General features: G+C 58.7%; 19 protein-coding genes and 1 tRNA gene. 4 read left to right on the top strand and 16 right to left on the bottom strand.

Going from position 1 to position 17,581, the window contains the following annotated elements:
- The first annotated feature begins 110 nt into the window (after positions 1-110).
- The 4 genes from ACCC96_RS04055 (at position 111) to ACCC96_RS04040 (ending at position 3,836) form a co-directional block, all read left to right on the top strand.
- The gene (locus ACCC96_RS04055; protein ID WP_413695056.1) at positions 111-1,487 is read left to right on the top strand and encodes an L-serine ammonia-lyase; all 1,377 of its coding nucleotides are present in this window, start codon (positions 111-113) and stop codon (positions 1,485-1,487) included.
- A gap of 33 nt (positions 1,488-1,520) precedes the next feature.
- Positions 1,521-2,645, top strand: a complete 1,125-nt coding sequence (gene gcvT, locus ACCC96_RS04050) for a glycine cleavage system aminomethyltransferase GcvT (RefSeq protein ID WP_413695055.1) — start codon at positions 1,521-1,523, stop codon at positions 2,643-2,645.
- 393 nt (positions 2,646-3,038) lie between these two features.
- On the top strand, positions 3,039-3,251 hold the full coding sequence (locus ACCC96_RS04045) for a cold-shock protein (RefSeq protein WP_007934683.1): 213 nt from the start codon (positions 3,039-3,041) through the stop codon (positions 3,249-3,251).
- A 96-nt stretch (positions 3,252-3,347) separates the two neighbouring features.
- Positions 3,348-3,836, top strand: a complete 489-nt coding sequence (locus ACCC96_RS04040; RefSeq protein ID WP_413695054.1) for an RDD family protein — start codon at positions 3,348-3,350, stop codon at positions 3,834-3,836.
- 113 nt (positions 3,837-3,949) lie between these two features.
- On the opposite strand, the gene nadA is transcribed toward ACCC96_RS04040, so the two are convergent.
- The 16 genes from nadA to aspS form a co-directional block, all read right to left on the bottom strand.
- Positions 3,950-5,008, bottom strand: coding sequence for a quinolinate synthase NadA (gene nadA / locus ACCC96_RS04035; protein ID WP_413695053.1), 1,059 nt, complete (start codon positions 5,006-5,008; stop codon positions 3,950-3,952).
- Between the two features lie 262 nt (positions 5,009-5,270).
- A tRNA-Lys gene (locus ACCC96_RS04030) sits at positions 5,271-5,346 on the bottom strand.
- Positions 5,347-5,409: 63 nt separating this feature from the next.
- Positions 5,410-6,102, bottom strand: coding sequence for a 7-cyano-7-deazaguanine synthase QueC (gene queC / locus ACCC96_RS04025; RefSeq protein WP_413695052.1), 693 nt, complete (start codon positions 6,100-6,102; stop codon positions 5,410-5,412).
- Between the two features lies 1 nt (position 6,103).
- Positions 6,104-6,751 (bottom strand): 7-carboxy-7-deazaguanine synthase QueE, encoded by a 648-nt coding sequence (gene queE / locus ACCC96_RS04020; protein ID WP_413695051.1) that lies wholly within the window; start codon positions 6,749-6,751, stop codon positions 6,104-6,106.
- Positions 6,752-6,917: 166 nt separating this feature from the next.
- On the bottom strand, positions 6,918-7,757 hold the full coding sequence (ybgF, locus tag ACCC96_RS04015) for a tol-pal system protein YbgF (RefSeq protein ID WP_026331869.1): 840 nt from the start codon (positions 7,755-7,757) through the stop codon (positions 6,918-6,920).
- Between the two features lie 6 nt (positions 7,758-7,763).
- On the bottom strand, positions 7,764-8,261 hold the full coding sequence (pal, locus tag ACCC96_RS04010; RefSeq protein ID WP_003178634.1) for a peptidoglycan-associated lipoprotein Pal: 498 nt from the start codon (positions 8,259-8,261) through the stop codon (positions 7,764-7,766).
- Between the two features lie 52 nt (positions 8,262-8,313).
- On the bottom strand, positions 8,314-9,582 hold the full coding sequence (gene tolB / locus ACCC96_RS04005; protein ID WP_018926495.1) for a Tol-Pal system beta propeller repeat protein TolB: 1,269 nt from the start codon (positions 9,580-9,582) through the stop codon (positions 8,314-8,316).
- A 29-nt stretch (positions 9,583-9,611) separates the two neighbouring features.
- Positions 9,612-10,691: a cell envelope integrity protein TolA gene (gene tolA / locus ACCC96_RS04000; RefSeq protein ID WP_018926496.1), complete on the bottom strand. Its 1,080-nt coding sequence runs from the start codon at positions 10,689-10,691 to the stop codon at positions 9,612-9,614.
- Complete coding sequence (tolR, locus tag ACCC96_RS03995) at positions 10,691-11,143, bottom strand: protein TolR (RefSeq protein WP_169342487.1); 453 nt, start codon at positions 11,141-11,143, stop codon at positions 10,691-10,693. The genes tolA and tolR overlap by 1 nt, the downstream gene beginning before the upstream one ends.
- A 23-nt stretch (positions 11,144-11,166) precedes the next feature.
- The gene (gene tolQ, locus ACCC96_RS03990; protein WP_018926498.1) at positions 11,167-11,862 is read right to left on the bottom strand and encodes a protein TolQ; all 696 of its coding nucleotides are present in this window, start codon (positions 11,860-11,862) and stop codon (positions 11,167-11,169) included.
- On the bottom strand, positions 11,852-12,319 hold the full coding sequence (ybgC, locus tag ACCC96_RS03985; RefSeq protein WP_007933231.1) for a tol-pal system-associated acyl-CoA thioesterase: 468 nt from the start codon (positions 12,317-12,319) through the stop codon (positions 11,852-11,854). Before ybgC ends, tolQ begins: the two co-directional genes overlap by 11 nt.
- A gap of 127 nt (positions 12,320-12,446) precedes the next feature.
- Positions 12,447-13,508 carry a Holliday junction branch migration DNA helicase RuvB gene (ruvB, locus tag ACCC96_RS03980; protein ID WP_018926499.1) on the bottom strand — a complete coding sequence of 354 codons (1,062 nt, stop codon included), beginning with the start codon at positions 13,506-13,508 and terminating at the stop codon, positions 12,447-12,449.
- The gene (gene ruvA / locus ACCC96_RS03975; protein ID WP_019651438.1) at positions 13,509-14,126 is read right to left on the bottom strand and encodes a Holliday junction branch migration protein RuvA; all 618 of its coding nucleotides are present in this window, start codon (positions 14,124-14,126) and stop codon (positions 13,509-13,511) included.
- Positions 14,127-14,241: 115 nt separating this feature from the next.
- Positions 14,242-14,766: a crossover junction endodeoxyribonuclease RuvC gene (gene ruvC, locus ACCC96_RS03970; protein WP_018926500.1), complete on the bottom strand. Its 525-nt coding sequence runs from the start codon at positions 14,764-14,766 to the stop codon at positions 14,242-14,244.
- A gap of 166 nt (positions 14,767-14,932) precedes the next feature.
- On the bottom strand, positions 14,933-15,679 hold the full coding sequence (locus ACCC96_RS03965) for a YebC/PmpR family DNA-binding transcriptional regulator (RefSeq protein WP_018926501.1): 747 nt from the start codon (positions 15,677-15,679) through the stop codon (positions 14,933-14,935).
- Between the two features lie 120 nt (positions 15,680-15,799).
- On the bottom strand, positions 15,800-17,575 hold the full coding sequence (gene aspS, locus ACCC96_RS03960; protein WP_413695050.1) for an aspartate--tRNA ligase: 1,776 nt from the start codon (positions 17,573-17,575) through the stop codon (positions 15,800-15,802).
- Positions 17,576-17,581 lie beyond the last annotated feature (6 nt).

The raw sequence follows: 17,581 nt of genomic DNA, 5'->3' as shown, positions 1-17,581 counted from the left end.
TTTGATCTTTCTGTATCAAGAGCAAGATCAAAAAATCGCAGCCTGCGGCAGCTCCTACAGGGTGCATATCTCGTGATATTTCGCCTATAACAAGAAACCGGAGAACAACCATGTCGTTAAGCGTGTTCGACCTGTTCAAGATTGGCATCGGCCCCTCCAGCTCCCACACCGTCGGCCCGATGCGTGCCGCTGCGCGCTTCGCCGAAGGGTTGCGCCGTGAAGGACTGCTGGCAGCAACCACCTGCGTCAAAGTCGAGCTCTACGGCTCGCTCGGCGCCACCGGCAAAGGCCACGGCAGTGACAAGGCCATATTGCTGGGCCTGGAAGGCGAACACCCGGACACCGTGGACACCGAAACCGTCACCGCCCGCCTGCAAGAGATTCGCAGCAGCGGTCGCTTGAACCTGCTCGGTGAACACAGCGTCGCGTTCAACGAGAAAGAACACCTGGCAATGATTCGTAAACCGTTGGCCTATCACCCCAACGGCATGATCTTTCGCGCGTTCGACGCAGCCGGCCTGCAAGTGCGCAGCCGCGAGTATTACTCGGTCGGTGGCGGGTTCGTCGTCGATGAAGACGCGGCCGGCGCCGACCGCATCGTTGAAGACGCCACGCCGCTGACCTTCCCGTTCAAAAGCGCCAAGGACCTGCTTGGTCACTGCAGCACCTACGGTTTATCGATCAGTCAGGTGATGCTGACCAACGAAAGCGCCTGGCGCCCGGAAGCGGAAACCCGCGCCGGCCTGCTGAAGATCTGGCAAGTGATGCAAGACTGCGTCGCCGCCGGTTGCCGCAACGAAGGCATCCTGCCCGGTGGGCTGAAGGTCAAACGTCGGGCCGCAGCGCTGCATCGGCAACTGTGCAAAAACCCGGAATCATCGCTGCGCGATCCACTGTCGGTGCTGGACTGGGTCAACCTGTACGCCCTGGCGGTCAACGAAGAAAACGCCAACGGCGGACGCGTGGTCACTGCGCCCACCAATGGTGCAGCCGGCATTATCCCGGCGGTGCTGCATTACTACATGCGCTTCATCCCCGGTGCCAACGAAGACGGCGTGGTGCGTTTTCTACTGACGGCCGCTGCAATCGGCATTCTGTACAAGGAAAACGCCTCGATCTCCGGCGCCGAAGTCGGCTGTCAGGGCGAGGTTGGCGTTGCCTGTTCCATGGCGGCCGGCGCCTTGTGCGAAGTGCTCGGCGGTACGGTGCAGCAGGTGGAAAACGCGGCCGAAATCGGCATGGAACACAACCTCGGCCTGACCTGCGACCCGATTGGCGGACTGGTGCAAGTGCCTTGCATCGAGCGCAACGCCATGGGTTCGGTCAAGGCCATCAATGCAGTGCGCATGGCCCTGCGTGGCGACGGTCAGCACTTTGTCTCCCTCGACAAGGTCATCCGCACCATGCGCCAGACCGGCGCCGACATGAAAAGCAAATACAAGGAAACCGCCCGTGGCGGTTTGGCGGTCAACATTATCGAGTGCTGATGCGCGCATCTGCACTATTTTCAGGAGCTGTATATGTCCACCGAACAACTGTTGAAGACCCCGTTGCACGCACTGCACCTCGAACTCGGCGCCCGCATGGTGCCGTTCGCCGGTTATGACATGCCGGTGCAATACCCGTTGGGCGTGATGAAAGAACACCAGCACACCCGTGATCAGGCCGGGCTGTTCGATGTGTCGCACATGGGCCAGATCCGCCTGACCGGCGCCAACGCCGCCAAAGCCCTGGAAACCCTGGTACCGGTGGACATCATCGACCTGCCGGTGGGCATGCAGCGCTACGCGATGTTCACCAACGAGGCCGGTGGCATCCTCGACGACCTGATGGTCGCCAACCTCGGTAATGACGAGCTGTTCCTGGTGGTCAACGCCGCCTGCAAGGACCAGGACCTGGCGCACCTGCGCAAGCACATCGGCGACCAGTGCACCATTGAACCGCTGTTCGAAGAGCGTGCCCTGCTCGCTCTGCAAGGTCCGGCCGCCGTCACCGTGCTCGCACGCCTGGCACCGGAAGTTGCGAAGATGACCTTCATGCAGTTCACCCGCGTGAAACTGTTGGGCGTGGACTGCTTTGTCAGCCGTTCGGGCTACACCGGTGAAGACGGTTACGAAATCTCCGTGCCGGCGGCCAACGCCGAAGCGCTGGCTCGCGCCCTGCTGGCCGAACCGGAAGTCGCGGCCATCGGCCTCGGCGCCCGCGATTCCCTGCGCCTGGAAGCCGGCCTGTGCCTGTACGGCCACGACATGAACACCGAAACCACGCCGATCGAAGCAAGCCTGCTGTGGGCCATCTCCAAGCCTCGACGTGCCGATGGCGCGCGGGCCGGCGGCTTCCCTGGCGCCAAAACCGTGTTCGCCCAACAGCAAACCGGTGTCAGCCGCAAGCGCGTTGGCCTGCTGCCGCAGGAACGTACACCGGTGCGTGAAGGTGCAGAGCTCGTCAACGAAGCTGGCGAAATCATCGGCAGCGTTTGCAGCGGCGGCTTCGGTCCGACCTTGGGCGGTCCTTTGGCCATGGGTTACCTCGACAGCGCTTATATCGTTTTGGAAACACCAGTTTGGGCCATTGTGCGTGGGAAAAAGGTGCCTTTGCTTGTAAGCAAAATGCCATTTGTTCCACAACGCTACTATCGTGGCTGATTGACTGTTTCTATAAGTAACGCGGTTGCGTTAACAGTGCACTAATCTGTAACGCAACCGCCATAAAATAGTGCATACGTTTCGTTTATGAACGTTACTTATAACAATCGAAAAGCAATGAACAACTCGATCGAATAAGCCCGTACTAGTGGCCGCTCTAATTGCCATCAACCTGAGGAAATACGGGCCTTCGCGGGGCTTGTTTTTTCTCCCGTAGTTGGCGTAGAGTTTGTTCACTGTGTTTGCATGGGTCGCTTGGAAATCGTGACCTGGGCAGTAGCCTACAAGTTAGCTACATCCCGTTCGACGTCTTCTTACTCTCCTGCAACCAGCCCCAGTACTCTTTCATGAGAAGGAGACTGTCATTCATTTTTGCGTCAAAGGAAATAAGAAATGTCCCAACGTCAGAGCGGTACCGTCAAGTGGTTTAACGACGAGAAAGGTTTTGGTTTTATCACTCCAGAAAGCGGTCCGGATCTGTTCGTGCATTTCCGCGCTATTCAGGGCAACGGCTTCAAGAGCCTGAAAGAAGGCCAGAAAGTGACGTTCGTTGCTGTGCAAGGCCAGAAAGGCATGCAGGCTGACGAAGTACAAGCAGAAGGCTAATCTTCTGTTACGAAAAAGCCCCTGATGCTGACATCAGGGGCTTTTTTGTGCGCGCAAATCCGTAAAATGGCTTCTTTTTTCCGTTCAGAGGCAGCCATGTCGAAACACCTGCTCAACCCCCAAGGCGACTTTCCCGCCGTCGGCCTGGGTCGTCGCCTGGCAGCGATGTTCTACGACTTCCTGCTGTGCACCGCGCTGCTGATCGTCACCAGCGGCATTTACAAGATGATCCAGATGGCGATCATCGGCGAAGACCGGATGCGTACCCTGACCGAGGCCGGCGCGCTGGACGGTGACCCACTGCTGTCAACGGTGCTGCTGTTCGTGCTGTTCGGCTTCTTCGCCAAATTCTGGACCTGGTCGGGCCAGACCCTGGGCATGCAGGTGTGGTGCATCCGCGTACAAAACGCGGACGGCTCATCCATCAGCCTGTGGCAGGCGCTGCTGCGCTTTGTGGTGTCGATCGCGTCCTGGTTATGCCTCGGGCTGGGGTTCTTCTGGTCGCTGTTCGACAAGCAGAAGCGCAGCTGGCACGACATCTACTCCAGCACCCAGCTCGTGCGCATTCCAAAGAAGACAAAATAACTGTGGCGAGGGAGCTTGCTCCCGCTGGGGTGCGAAGCGCCCCTAAATGCGGCTGCTGCGCAACCGAACGGGAGCAAGCTCCCTCGCCACAACAGCTCTTGCCACAGTAAGTGTCAGGCGTTGCCGGCCAGCTTCATCCGTGCCGCCTGCGTGAAATCGAGCATCCGCTTCAACGGCCGAATCGCCTGCGGAATCAACGCCGGGTCGACGAAGATCTCGTTGGTCCCCTCCTTCAAGCTCTTCAGCGTGCGCTCAAGGGTGTTCATCGCCATCCACGGACAATGCGCGCAACTGCGGCAAGCCGCGCCGTTACCAGCCGTTGGCGCTTCGATAAAGACCTTGTCCGGGCACAGCTGCTGCATCTTGTAGAAAATGCCGCGGTCGGTGGCGACGATCAGGGTCTTGTTCGGCAGGCTTTGTGCGGCAGCGATCAGCTGACTGGTGGAACCCACCGCATCGGCCAATTCGATCACCGCGGTCGGCGACTCCGGATGCACCAGAATGGCCGCGTCCGGGTACAGCGCCTTCATGTCTTCGAGCTGCTTGGCCTTGAACTCTTCGTGAACGATGCAGGCACCGTCCCACAGCAGCATGTCGGCGCCGGTCTTGCGCTGGATGTAAGTGCCCAGGTGCTTGTCCGGCCCCCAGATAATGGTCTCGCCGTTATCCATCAGGCTTTCGACGATTTCCAGCGCGCAGCTGGAAGTCACCACCCAATCCGCTCGGGCTTTGACTGCCGCCGAGGTGTTGGCATACACCACCACCGTGCGTTCCGGGTGCTGATCGCAGAACGCCGAGAACTCGTCCACCGGGCAACCCAGGTCCAGCGAGCAGGTCGCTTCCAGAGTCGGCATCAGCACACGTTTTTCAGGGTTGAGGATTTTCGCGGTTTCGCCCATGAATTTCACACCGGCAACCACTACGGTCTTGGCCGGATGGGCATTGCCGAAGCGAGCCATCTCCAGAGAGTCGGAGACGCAGCCACCGGTTTCTTCGGCCAGGGCCTGAATGACTGGATCGCAATAGAAGTGGGCAACCAGCACCGCGTCCTGAGCCTTGAGCTCGGCTGCGATGGCTGTGCGGTAATAAGCCTCTTCCTCGGCCGTCAGCGGCTTGGGCTGCTTGGCGTCGAGGTGGGCTTGAACCAGAAGGCGTTCGGAAATCTGCGTCATGTTCGCAAGACCTGCAGGCGCTTTCGCGCGAAAGTCGAGTATACACCCGGCTCCGGACCCTTCGGGGTACCGCCGGGAGAGTGAGTATTCATCAGGCATGGACAGCGTTGAAGCTGCGCAAGGCTACAGAATATCCGGCGGATGCAAAAGATGATTCTGACCTGCGTCACTCGGTGCGATCCCGGATCAGGACAACCTCAAATCGCGGGCAAAAAAAAACCCGGAAATCCTCACTTACGTGGGCCTTCCAGATTTTTTAAAATGGTGGGTCGTGTGGGATTCGAACCTACGACCAATTGGTTAAAAGCCAACTGCTCTACCAACTGAGCTAACGACCCGCTGTGTGGTGGCGCGTATAATACTGATTTTTAAGGACTATTCAACACCTAATTTGAAATAAATCAAAAATAAGGTGTCGGGTCGCTGATTCCGGCCGCCGCAAAGCCTTCTGCACGCAGACGGCAGCTGTCGCATTTACCGCAAGCACGGCCGTTATCGTCCGCCTGATAGCAGGAAACGGTCAGCCCGTAATCGACGCCAAGCTTCAAGCCCGCCTGAACGATCTGCGCCTTGCTCAGGTTCTGCAGGGGCGCCTGGATACGGAAGCCATTCCCTTCTACACCGGCCTTGGTCGCCAGATTAGCCATGCGCTCGAAGGCTTCGATGAACTCGGGACGGCAATCCGGGTAACCGGAATAATCCACCGCGTTTACACCGATAAAGATGTCACGCGCACCCAGCACTTCGGCCCACCCCAACGCCAGGGACAGAAACACCGTGTTGCGCGCCGGCACATAAGTCACCGGAATGCCTTCGCTCGGCGCTTCCGGTACGTCGATGGAACTGTCGGTCAGGGCCGAGCCACCGATGCCATTCAGGTTCAGGCCGATCACTTTGTGCTCGACCACACCCAGGTCGCGGGCAACACGCTCGGCGGCATGCAGTTCAGCGCGGTGGCGCTGACCGTAATCGAAGCTCATGGTGTAGCAGCTATAGCCTTCGGCACGGGCCATGGCCACGACCGTCGCCGAGTCGAGGCCACCGGACAGCAGGATGACCGCACGTTTTTCAGCAGTGTTCAGTGGTTCAGTCATTTCAGCGCCCCGGCTCGTCATTCCAAAGATATTTATGCAGCTGCAATTGCAGACGCACAGGCAGATTGTCCGCCACCACCCAGTCCGCCAGATCACGTGCATTCAGGTCATGGTGGCTCGGCGAGAACAGGACTTCGCCGGCACGCTCGTTCAAACCGTACTGAATCAGCTTGGACACGGCCCAGTCATAGTCTTCCCGCGAGCAGATGACAAACTTCACCTGATCGTTGGGCGTGAGCAGTTCTATGTTCTCGTAGCGGTTGCGGTGGGCTTCTTTCGAACCCGGGGTTTTCAGGTCGACGACGCGACTGACCCGTGGATCGACCGCCGAGATGTCCAGAGCACCACTGGTTTCCAGCGACACTTCGTAACCGGCGTCACACAACTGCTTGAGCAAGGGAATGGCATTAGGTTGCGCCAGGGGCTCACCGCCCGTGACACAGACGTAACGCGGGCGAAAACCGGCCACTTGCTCGAGGATGTCGTCGAGCGTGCGGATGGTGCCGCCAGTGAACGCGTAGACGCTGTCGCAGTATTGGCAACGCAATGGGCAACCGGTCAGGCGCACAAAAACAGTGGGCAGCCCGGCAGTCCGCGTTTCACCCTGCAACGAGTAGAAAACTTCGGTGATTCTCAATGTGTCTTGCATAGTCGCCACGGGCGTAACAGCTAAACAGGCTGTCCGCCTCCGTCAGGCACTTCAAGGAACCCCGCCAACGCGCAGATCCCAAAAAGCGTGTTTCATAAAAAGGGCATGAATTCTAACGAAAAAACCCGCGACAAGCGCGGGTTTCTTCAAAACGGGCTAAACAGGCTTACATGCGCTGCAAGTCCCGTTGCGCCAGCTGAGCGGCGGAAGTGCCCGGATATTGGGACACGACCTGTTGCAGAATGCCTTTGACCCGGTCGGTATGACCGAGACGACGCTCTACATCAGCGAGCTTGTATAGCGAATCAGGCACTTTGGGGTGCTTGGGGTACAACTGCGAAACCTTGGCAAATGCCTGACCTGCACCTTGCAGATCGCCTTTGGCCAGGTTCACTTCACCCAACCAGTACTGGGCATTGCCCGCGTATTGGCTGTTCGGGTATTTGCGCAGGAATGCGGCGAAAGCCTGGCTGGCCTTGTCGAAATCCTTGGCTTTGATCAGGTCGAAGGCTGCATCGTAATACAGTTTTTCCTTCGCCGGGTCAGCCGGTTCGCCACCCGCGGCCGGGGCTTGAGCGGCAGCCGCTCCCGCACCTGCGCCGGCTGCTGCACCGGGGGCATTCAAATTGCCACCGGTGGAAGAATTATCAGGAGTCGCGGCTGGTGCAACGCCGGTTCCTATGCGCCGATCAAGATCCTGATATCGCTCCAGGTTCTCTTGCTTCATGCGCGCTACATCATTTTGCAGAACCTCGATGATGCCTTGTTGGCGCGAGATCTGCTCCTGCATCGATTGCAGTTGGTTGAACAGCTCGCCCTGTGCCGAGACAGGGGCCGAAACCCCTCCCCCGGCATAGGCGCCGTTCGTACCGTAACCCGCAGGCGGATAACTGCTCCCGCTATTGTTATAGCCGGAGTTGTCCTCGACCACAGGAACCGCAGCCCACACCGCAAGCGGTGCGAGACTGAGAGCCAAAACAGTTACAGCACGACGGCACGTTCGCATGACGAATTACTTACGCAGTTCGACGCGACGGTTTTGAGCCCAGGACTGCTCGTCGTTGCCGGTAGCAACTGGACGCTCTTCGCCGTAGGAAACCAGTTCCAGCTGAGCTGGGGAAACACCTTGCAGTACCAGGTAGCGCTGAACGGCTTTCGCACGACGCTCGCCCAGTGCCATGTTGTACTCACGAGTACCACGTTCGTCGGTGTTGCCTTCCAGAACAACGCGAGCGCCGTTTGCTTTCAGGTCTTTGGCGTGAACGTCCAGAGCGCGCATGGCTTCTGGCTTCAGGTCCGAGCTGTCGTATTCGAAGTAGAAGGTGGTGATTGCGCGCAGAGCAGCTTCTTCGCTCAGGGAGCCGTCAACTGCACCAGTGTTAGCGCCGTAACCAGCGTTTGGATCTACAGCGCCTTCACCGGCGTTGTCGCCGCCTTTGGACGAGCAACCTACAGCTACAGCCATGGCCAGAGCCAGCGCAGCAAATTTACCAAACTTCAGCATTTCCATCGTGAAACTCCTAATGAACCCCAGTGTGTTAAGTAAAACGTATAGCGCCGCGTCAGTTCAGGTAAGGGGACCAGGACGGTTCTCTGACTTCGCCTTGTGCGGTAGGAAGCGGGAGCCTCACGCGTCCATTAATGGACACGAGCATCAAGACTCCCCGGCCCTGCTGGCGGGTGGCGTAGATTACCATGGTGCCGTTGGGCGCAACAGTAGGAGACTCGTCCAGAGTGCTATCAGTGAGGATCTTTACACTACCGCGCTGCAAATCCTGGGCCGCCACCTTGAAGTTGGTGAAACCGTCCTGGCGGTGAATCATCACCAGGGTCTTTTCATCGGCCGACAGTTTAGGGTTAGCGTTGTAGTTACCGATGAAGGTCACACGCTCCGCACCACCACCGCCTGCGCTGGTTTTATAGATCTGAGGCTTGCCGCCACGATCGGAGGTGAAGTAGATGGTCGAACCATCCTTACCCCAGAACGGTTCGGTGTTGATGCCAGGACCATTGGTGACACGGGTGATCTGACGCGAACCCAGGTTCATCACGTAGATGTCCGGGTTACCGTCTTTCGACAACACGAATGCCAGGCGATTGCCATCCGGCGACCAGGCTGGCGCGCCATTCAGGCCTTCGAAGTTGGTGATCTGCTCACGGCGACCAGTGTCGATGTTCTGCATGAAAATGCGCGGACGCTTCTGCTCGAACGACACGTAGGCAATGCGCTTGCCATCCGGTGCGAAACGCGGCGACAGGATTGGCTCGCGCGATTGCAGCAGCGTCACGGCGCGGGCACCGTCGTAGTCCGAACGTTGCAGTGTGTAGCGAGTGTTCTTCTCGGAGAAACGCTCGGCCGTCACGTACAGCAGACGCGTCGAGAACGCACCTTTGATACCGGTGAGTTTTTCGAACGACTGGTCGGAGATGTAGTGCGCCATGTCGCGCAGTTGATCGACGCCGCCCGACACACTGCCGGTCAGCACTTGCTGCTCGGTGGCGACGTTGAACAGTGCGTACTGCACCTGCAGGCGACCGCCCGCCGGAACAATGCTGCCGACCATGACGTACTGGGCACCCACCGCCTTGAAGTCACGGTAGATGATTTCGCTGGCCTGGCTTGGCTGGCTGATCATGTTCTGCTTTGGAATCGGCGCGTAGTAACCCGAATTGCGCAGGTCGTTACCGATAATCTCAGCCATGTCGTCCGGCAGCACGCTACCGCCCTGGAAGCCGAAAGGCACAACGGCAATTGGAGTTGCCTGGGAGCTGCCACTGCTGACCAGGATATTTTTTTCATCTGCCGTGGCCAGTCCTGCAAAGCAGAACATGACTACAAGCAGTCCTCGAAGAAGGTTTCTCACAAGGCTAGATCCTCAGGTGTGAATGTCATCTTGAATGAACGATAGGGTGCGAAATCAGCTGGCTTCAGACCCTGCATTTCGGTCAATCGACCAATATTTTTTACAGCCGCGACTGCAGAACTGTCGAACGGCGCGTCACCGCTGGAATGAGCAACCGAAACACCGGAGATCGTTCCGTCAGGGAGCATGTTGATTTGCAGAATCACCTTCATGCCCTTGCGGGCCGACGGTGGCTGCGCCCAACCTTCAGATGCTCGCGAACGAATCAGATCATCAAAGTTGCCCGCGGTTTCATCGCCTTGCTCATCCGCCAAAGCCTGCTGACGCTCGGTCTTATCGGACAGCAAGTCAGCCAGAGCCTGAGCCTTCTTGTCCTCTACCGACTTGCGAGCCGCATCCTGCGCTTTCTTCTTCGCAGCATCGGCAGTCGCTTTCTTCTTCGCGTCTTCGGCGATTTTCTTCTTCGCCTCTTCCGCTTCAGCTTTCTTCTTGGCGTCTTCCGCAGCTTTCTTCTTCGCGTCTTCGACGATCTTTTTCTTCGCTTCTTCAGCGGCCGCTTTCTTGGCCTCTTCTTCAGCAGCTTTTTTGGCTTCTTCTTCGGCTTTCTTCTTGGCTATATCAGCCAATTGTTTCTCTTCGGCCTTTTTGGCTTCGGCGGTCTTCTTCGCTTCGTCGGCTTTCTTGGCTTCATCAGCCTTTTTCGCCTCTTCCGCTTTCTTCGACTCGTCGGCCTTCTTGGCTTCCTCGGCCTTTTGAGCCGCTTCTTCTTTCTTTTGTTCCGCAGCCTTCACCGCTTCCTGCTCGACCTTCTTCTGTTCCATCTGCTCGACTTCGGTCTGACGCGCAGCAGATTTCTGCGCCTCACCCGCGATCTTCTGATTGGTCTGGGTGGTCGCCCGACTTTTCGATTTCAGCTGGTACAGGGTTGCCTGGACAATCGGCTTGGCCGGCGGCAGCTCCGGTGTGAAGGCGAAACTGACGAACAGCATGCCGAACACCAGCACGTGCAAGACAATCGCCCAGACACTAGGCCAGAAGTAGCTTTCCGAGGCGGACGGCTCTCGCAGTTGCTGCATCAGGGCGCCTCGGTAATCAAGCCAACATTACCGACCCCGGCCTTCTGCAACCCGCCCATGGCGCCCATGACGGCGCCATAATCGACGGTTTTGTCGCCACGAATGAACACCTGCGTGCGCTTGCCGTTACCGTTGCCAACGCGAATGATCTTGGTCACGGCGTCGGTCATTTGCGGCAAGGTCATGGCCTTGTCCTGCTGCTTTTCGGTGTCGACTTCGCTGCCAAGGTTCCAGTAGTAGGTCTTGTCAGCCTTGATCGAAATGGTCAGGACCTGAGTGTTGTTGTCCTGCGGCAAGGCTTCGCTGGAAACCTTGGGCAGATCAACTTTCACGCCCTGATTGAGCATCGGCGCGGTCACCATGAAGATGACCAGCAGTACCAGCATCACGTCGATGTAAGGCACCACGTTCATCTCGGCAACCGGCTTGCGCTTTTTGCGAGCTCGAGCGATTAAAGCCATTGGAAATTACCTGCTTATTCTTCGCTGGTGTGCACTTTGCGGTGCAGGATCGCCTGGAATTCGTCGGCGAAGGTGTAATAGCGGCCCAGCAGGGTTTCGCTGCGGGCAGCAAAACGGTTGTAGGCGATAACGGCCGGGATAGCGGCGAACAGACCGATCGCAGTAGCAACCAGTGCTTCGGCGATACCTGGAGCCACAGTGGCCAGGGTCGCTTGCTGGGCGGTCGCCAGACCACGGAAGGAGTTCATGATGCCCCAGACTGTACCGAACAGACCGATGTACGGGCTGACGGAACCGACGGTGGCGAGGAACGGCAGGCTCTGCTCGAGCTTCTCTTCCTCACGGGAGATGGCTACGCGCATGGCACGCGCCACGCCTTCCATGACCGCTTCCGGATCAACGCCCGACTGCTGGCGCAGACGGGAGAATTCCTTGAAGCCGGCACGGAAGATCTGCTCGACGCCGGAATCCGGATCAGGGTTGCTGCCGGCCTGACGGTAGAGTTTGGACAGGTCGATACCGGACCAGAAGCGCTCTTCAAAGCTCTCCAGGGCACGTCGACCGGCGCGCAGCAAGTTGCTGCGCTGAAAGATCATGATCCACGAGGTCACCGATGCGGCTACCAGGATCAGCATTACCAGTTGCACCACGACACTGGCATTGCTGACCAGGCTCCACATGGAGGAATGGTCGACGACGTTAGCTTCCACGCTTTATCTCCTGCTTTGAGTGTGTACCCGCGCCGCTCACGTCGGCAAAGGCCGCACGTAGAGCTTCGGGAATGGCCCGGGGTTTCAAACTGTTAGTGCGCACACAGGCCACCAGAAACTGCCCTTCGCAGAGCAGCACGTTATCCGTAGCCCGCCTGACCTGCTGCTTGAAGCGCAGGCTGACCCGGTTCAATTCAATTACTTCGGCGCTTACCAGCAGCTCGTCGTCCAGTCGCGCCGGCGCGTGGTAACGCGCTTCGCTGGAATGCACGACGAACAACAGGTCCTCCCCTGCCAGCGCCGACTGGGCAAAGCCCAGCTCTCGGAGCCGCTCGGTTCGAGCCCGTTCCATAAACTTGAGGTAATTGACGTAATACACGATGCCGCCGGCATCGGTGTCCTCGTAATAAACGCGACAACGATGTGCGAACGGCTCAAGCCCGTTTTGCGCGCGCATACTCTAGTGCTTACTCCTCAGGTTGCCAATCCGGCCAGGCAACTGTTTTTCATTGATTCGCGGCTTTCTGGCGAAAGTACCGTCCTGGGACAGCACAAACCCCGAATAAATCAGCGCGCAAAGGTGATTAATCGTCCACGGCATCGAGGAACTCGTCTACCACGGGCATCTCGCCCAATCGTGACGGAATGTTTAAGCCAAAGTGCAAATACGCATGCCGGGTCACTACCCGCCCCCGCGGCGTGCGCATGATATAGCCCTGCTGGATCAAGTACGGCTCCAGCACATCTTCAATGGTGTGGCGTTCTTCGCTGATCGCAGCGGCCAGACTGTCCACCCCCACCGGCCCACCGTCGAACTTCTCGATCATGGTCAACAGCAGGCGTCGGTCCTGATGGTCGAAGCCACGCTCATCGACATCCAGCAGGTTCAAGGCCAGGTCGGCGATCGGTTTGGTGATGTGGCCCTTGGCACGAACCTCGGCAAAATCCCGGACCCGGCGCAGCAAGCGGTTGGCGATTCGCGGTGTGCCACGGGCACGCCGGGCGATTTCAAAGGCGCCTTCCGGGTCCAGCGGCAAACCGAGAATGTTCGCCGAACGGCTGACAATCGTTGCCAGGTCGGCGGTGCTGTAGAACTCCAGGCGCTGGACGATCCCGAAACGGTCGCGCAACGGGTTGGTCAGCATACCGGCACGGGTCGTTGCGCCAACCAGGGTAAACGGTGGCAGATCGAGCTTGATCGAGCGCGCGGCCGGCCCTTCGCCGATCATGATGTCGAGCTGGAAATCTTCCATGGCCGGGTACAGCACTTCTTCGACGATCGGCGACAACCGATGGATCTCGTCGATGAACAGCACGTCATGGGGCTCAAGATTGGTCAGCAATGCAGCCAGATCACCAGGACGCTCGAGGACCGGCCCCGAGGTGCTTTTGATCGACACGCCCATTTCCTGGGCAATGATGTTGGCCAGGGTGGTTTTACCCAGGCCCGGCGGGCCGAAAATCAGGGTGTGATCCAGCGATTCATTGCGCCCGCGCGCGGCCTGGATGAACAACTCCATTTGCTCGCGAACGGTCGGCTGGCCAATGTATTCGGCCAGGCTGACGGGACGAATCGCCCGGTCCTGGACTTCTTCGCGCTCACGGGGGCCACCCGTAGCGGCGATCAGACGATCAGCTTCAATCACTTAGATCATTCCCTTCAGGGCACGACGAATCATGTCTTCACTGCTCAAACCTTTCTCCTTGATCGCGGAAATCGCCTTGCTGGCTTCCTGCGGCTTGTAGCCTAGGGAAATCAGCGCGCTGACCGCGTCGTTTTCGGCGGTGGCCACCGGAGCCGGCGCGTCTGGCCCGCCTGGCTGGTTTGGCACCAGCGCGAACATCGCCGGCACGGTTTCCCAGGCCTTGAAGCGATCCTTGAGCTCCACCAGCAAACGCTCGGCAGTCTTCTTGCCGACGCCCGGCACCTTGGTCAGTGCCGACGTGTCCTGGGACTGCACGCAACGGATCAACTCGTCGACTTCCAGACTCGACATCAGGGCCAGCGCCAGTTTCGGCCCTACCCCATTGAGACGGATCAGTTCGCGAAAAAAGTCTCGCTCACGCTTGCCGAAGAAGCCATAGAGTAACTGCGCGTCTTCGCGTACGACCAAATGGGTGTGCAAGGTCAGCGGTTCACCGACCGACGGCAAGCGATAAAGCGTGGTCATGGGCACTTCCAGCTCATACCCCAGACCGTTTACATCCAGAATCAGGTGCGGCGGCTGTTTCTCAGCCAAAGTGCCGCGCAAGCGTCCAATCACGTTTCAGATCCTTGAGCGTTGGCCAGATCAGTGCTGGCGACTGACAGAACAAGGGTTTTGCGCCGACAACACAGGCGCAAAACCCTCATCCCACAAAAAATGATTGCTGATGCTATCAGAGACGCAGGCGCCCGCCACGACTGCGTGCCGCGCCCAAGCCATGGGGCAACAGGCTGGAACGGGTGTGAGCGTGGCAAATCGCGATGGCCAGGGCATCCGAGGCATCGATTTGCGGCTTGCTGGTCAGTTTCAGCATGTGCATGACCATCATTTGCACTTGTTCTTTATTGGCGGCGCCGGTGCCGACCACGGCCTGCTTGACCTGGGTTGCGGTGTACTCGGCAATTTCCAGGCTCTCTTCGGCGCCGGCGACAATCGCCGCGCCACGGGCCTGCCCCAGTTTCAGCGCGGAGTCGGCATTGCGCGCCATGAACACCTTTTCGATGCCCATGGTGACCGGGCCATAAGTCTGAATGATTTCACGCACGCCGCGATAGACGATCTGCAGACGCTCATGCAACTCGCCAGCACCGGTGCGGATACAGCCCGATGCCACGTAAACACAACCACGGCCAGTATCGCGAACAATGCCGTAACCGGTGATACGCGAGCCGGGGTCGATACCAAGAATTAAAGTCATAACGCCTGCAGAAAGAGATCGCGGTTGGCTGAGGATAACTGTGTAGGAGCTGCCGAAGGCTGCGATCTTTTAATTAAAAAGCTGAAAATCAAAAGATAGCAGCCTTCGGCAGCTCCTACGGGTACAGCGTAGGGGCCGGGTGAAGGCTGCGATCTTTATCGATGCATCAACCGAGCTGCGCGGCCACCGCCTCTGGAATGTCCGCGTTGGAATACACGTTCTGCACGTCATCCAGGTCTTCGAGCATGTCGATCAGCTTGAGAACCTTCTCGGCGCCTTCCAGATCCAGTTCGGCACTGGTGGTCGGCAACATGACGATTTCCGCATCGCTGCCCTTGAAGCCTGCGGCCTCCAAGGCGTTACGCACGGAATAGAAGCCGGCGAACGAGGTGAACACGTCGATGGAGCCGTCCTCGTTGGTCACCACGTCATCGGCGTCGGCTTCCATTGCTGCTTCCATCAGCGCGTCTTCATCAACCCCCGGCGCGAAGGAAATCTGCCCTTTGCGTTCGAACAGATAAGCCACCGAACCGTCGGTACCGAGGTTACCGCCGCACTTGCTGAACGCGTGACGAACAGCGGCTGCGGTGCGGTTGCGGTTGTCGGTCATGCATTCGACCATCACTGCCACGCCGCCCGGGCCATAGCCTTCGTAGGTCAGCTCGACCATGTCATCGGTATCGGCAGCGCCGGCACCACGGGCCACCGCGCGGTCGATGATGTCACGGCTCATGTTCGCGCCCAGCGCCTTATCCAGCGCCAGACGCAGACGCGGGTTGGAGCCCGGATCAGCGCCGCCCTGACGGGCAGCGACCGTCAGTTCACGAATCCACTTGGTGAAAATCTTGCCCTTCTTGGCATCCTGACGTTCTTTGCGGTGCTTGATGTTCGCCCACTTGGAATGACCCGCCATAACTCGCTCCGAATTTCTCTTTGTAACATCGCCCGCCACACAGGGAGTGTCAGCCAGCAACAAAAAAATCTCGACCTAAAGAAAAGGCGCATCCCACAGGATGCGCCTTTGCGGTCAGCCTTACTCTGCCTTTGGCGTTTCGCGCAGACGAATGTGCAGTTCGCGCAACGCCTTGGCATCTACCACGCCAGGAGCCTGCGTCATCACGTCCGCAGCACTCTGGGTTTTCGGGAAGGCGATCACTTCACGGATCGACTGGGCGCCGGTCATCAGCATTACCAGACGGTCCAGACCGAAGGCCAGACCACCGTGCGGCGGCGCGCCATATTTCAGGGCATCGAGCAGGAAGCCGAATTTCTCTTCCTGTTCCGCTTCGTTGATACCCAGCAGACGGAAGACCGACTGTTGCATTTCCTTGCGGTGGATACGGATCGAACCGCCACCCAGCTCGGTGCCGTTCAAAACCATGTCGTAGGCACGGGACAAAGCGCCGGCCGGGTTGGCTTCCAGCTCTTCAGGAGTGCACTTCGGCGCGGTGAACGGGTGGTGCAAGGCGCTGAAGCTGCCGTCGTCGTTCTCTTCGAACATTGGGAAGTCGACGACCCACATTGGCGCCCACTTGCAGGTCAGCAGCTCGAGGTCATGACCCAGCTTGATCCGCAGCGCGCCGAGGGCTTCGCTGACGATCTTGGCTTTGTCGGCACCGAAGAACACGATGTCGCCATCGACCGCACCGACGCGATCGAGGATCACGTTCAGGTTGGCTTCCGGGATGTTTTTCACGATCGGCGACTGCAGACCTTCAACACCGGCAGCACGCTCGTTGACCTTGATGTACGCCAGGCCCTTGGCACCGTAGATGCCGACGAACTTGGTGTAATCGTCGATCTGTTTGCGCGGCATGCTCGCCCCGCCTGGAACGCGCAAGGCGGCGATACGGCATTTCGGGTCATTGGCCGGGCCACTGAACACCTTGAAATCGACTTCCTTGAGCTGGTCGGCAACATCCACCAGTTCCAGCGGGTTACGCAGGTCTGGCTTGTCGGAACCGTAGCGGCGCATGGCTTCTTCGAAGGTCATGTGCGGGAATTCGCCGAATTCCAGGTCCAGCACTTCCTTGAACAGGTTGCGGATCATGCCTTCGGTCAGGCCCATGATGTCTTTTTCATCGAGGAAGCTGGTCTCGATGTCGATCTGGGTGAATTCCGGCTGGCGATCAGCCCGCAGGTCTTCGTCGCGGAAGCACTTGGCGATCTGGTAGTAGCGATCGAAGCCGGCCACCATCAGCAGTTGCTTGAACAGTTGCGGCGATTGCGGCAAGGCGAAGAACGAACCGGCGTGAGTACGGCTCGGCACCAGATAGTCACGCGCGCCTTCCGGCGTCGCACGGGTCAGGATCGGCGTCTCGACGTCGAGGAAACCGTTCTCGTCCAGATAGCGGCGGATGCTGGTCGTCATGCGCGAACGCAGACGCAGCTTCTCGGCCATTTCAGGGCGACGCAGGTCAAGGAAGCGATAACGCAGGCGGGTTTCTTCGCCAACGTCGGAGAACTCGTTCAGCGGGAACGGCGGGGTTTCCGATTCGTTCAGCACTTCCAGCTCGTAGCCCAGGACCTCGATCATGCCCGACGCCATGTTGGCGTTGGTTGCACCGACCGGACGCAGGCGAACCTTGCCGGTGATCTTCACGACGTACTCGCTGCGCACGCGATCGGCGGCGGCGAAGCTCTCGGCACGGTCCGGATCGAACACCACCTGGGCCAGACCGTCACGATCACGGATATCGAGGAAAATCACCCCGCCGTGGTCACGGCGACGGTGAACCCATCCGCAAAGGGTAATTTCCTGGCCTTCCAGGCTTTCGTTCAGTTGGCCGCAATAATGGCTGCGCATCATGGTAGT

The organism is Pseudomonas sp. Pseusp11, from assembly GCF_047304405.1.
Taxonomy (GTDB): domain Bacteria; phylum Pseudomonadota; class Gammaproteobacteria; order Pseudomonadales; family Pseudomonadaceae; genus Aquipseudomonas.
The sequence above is the reverse complement of the archived record's forward strand: the minus strand, read 5'-3'. Positions and strand labels throughout refer to the sequence as shown.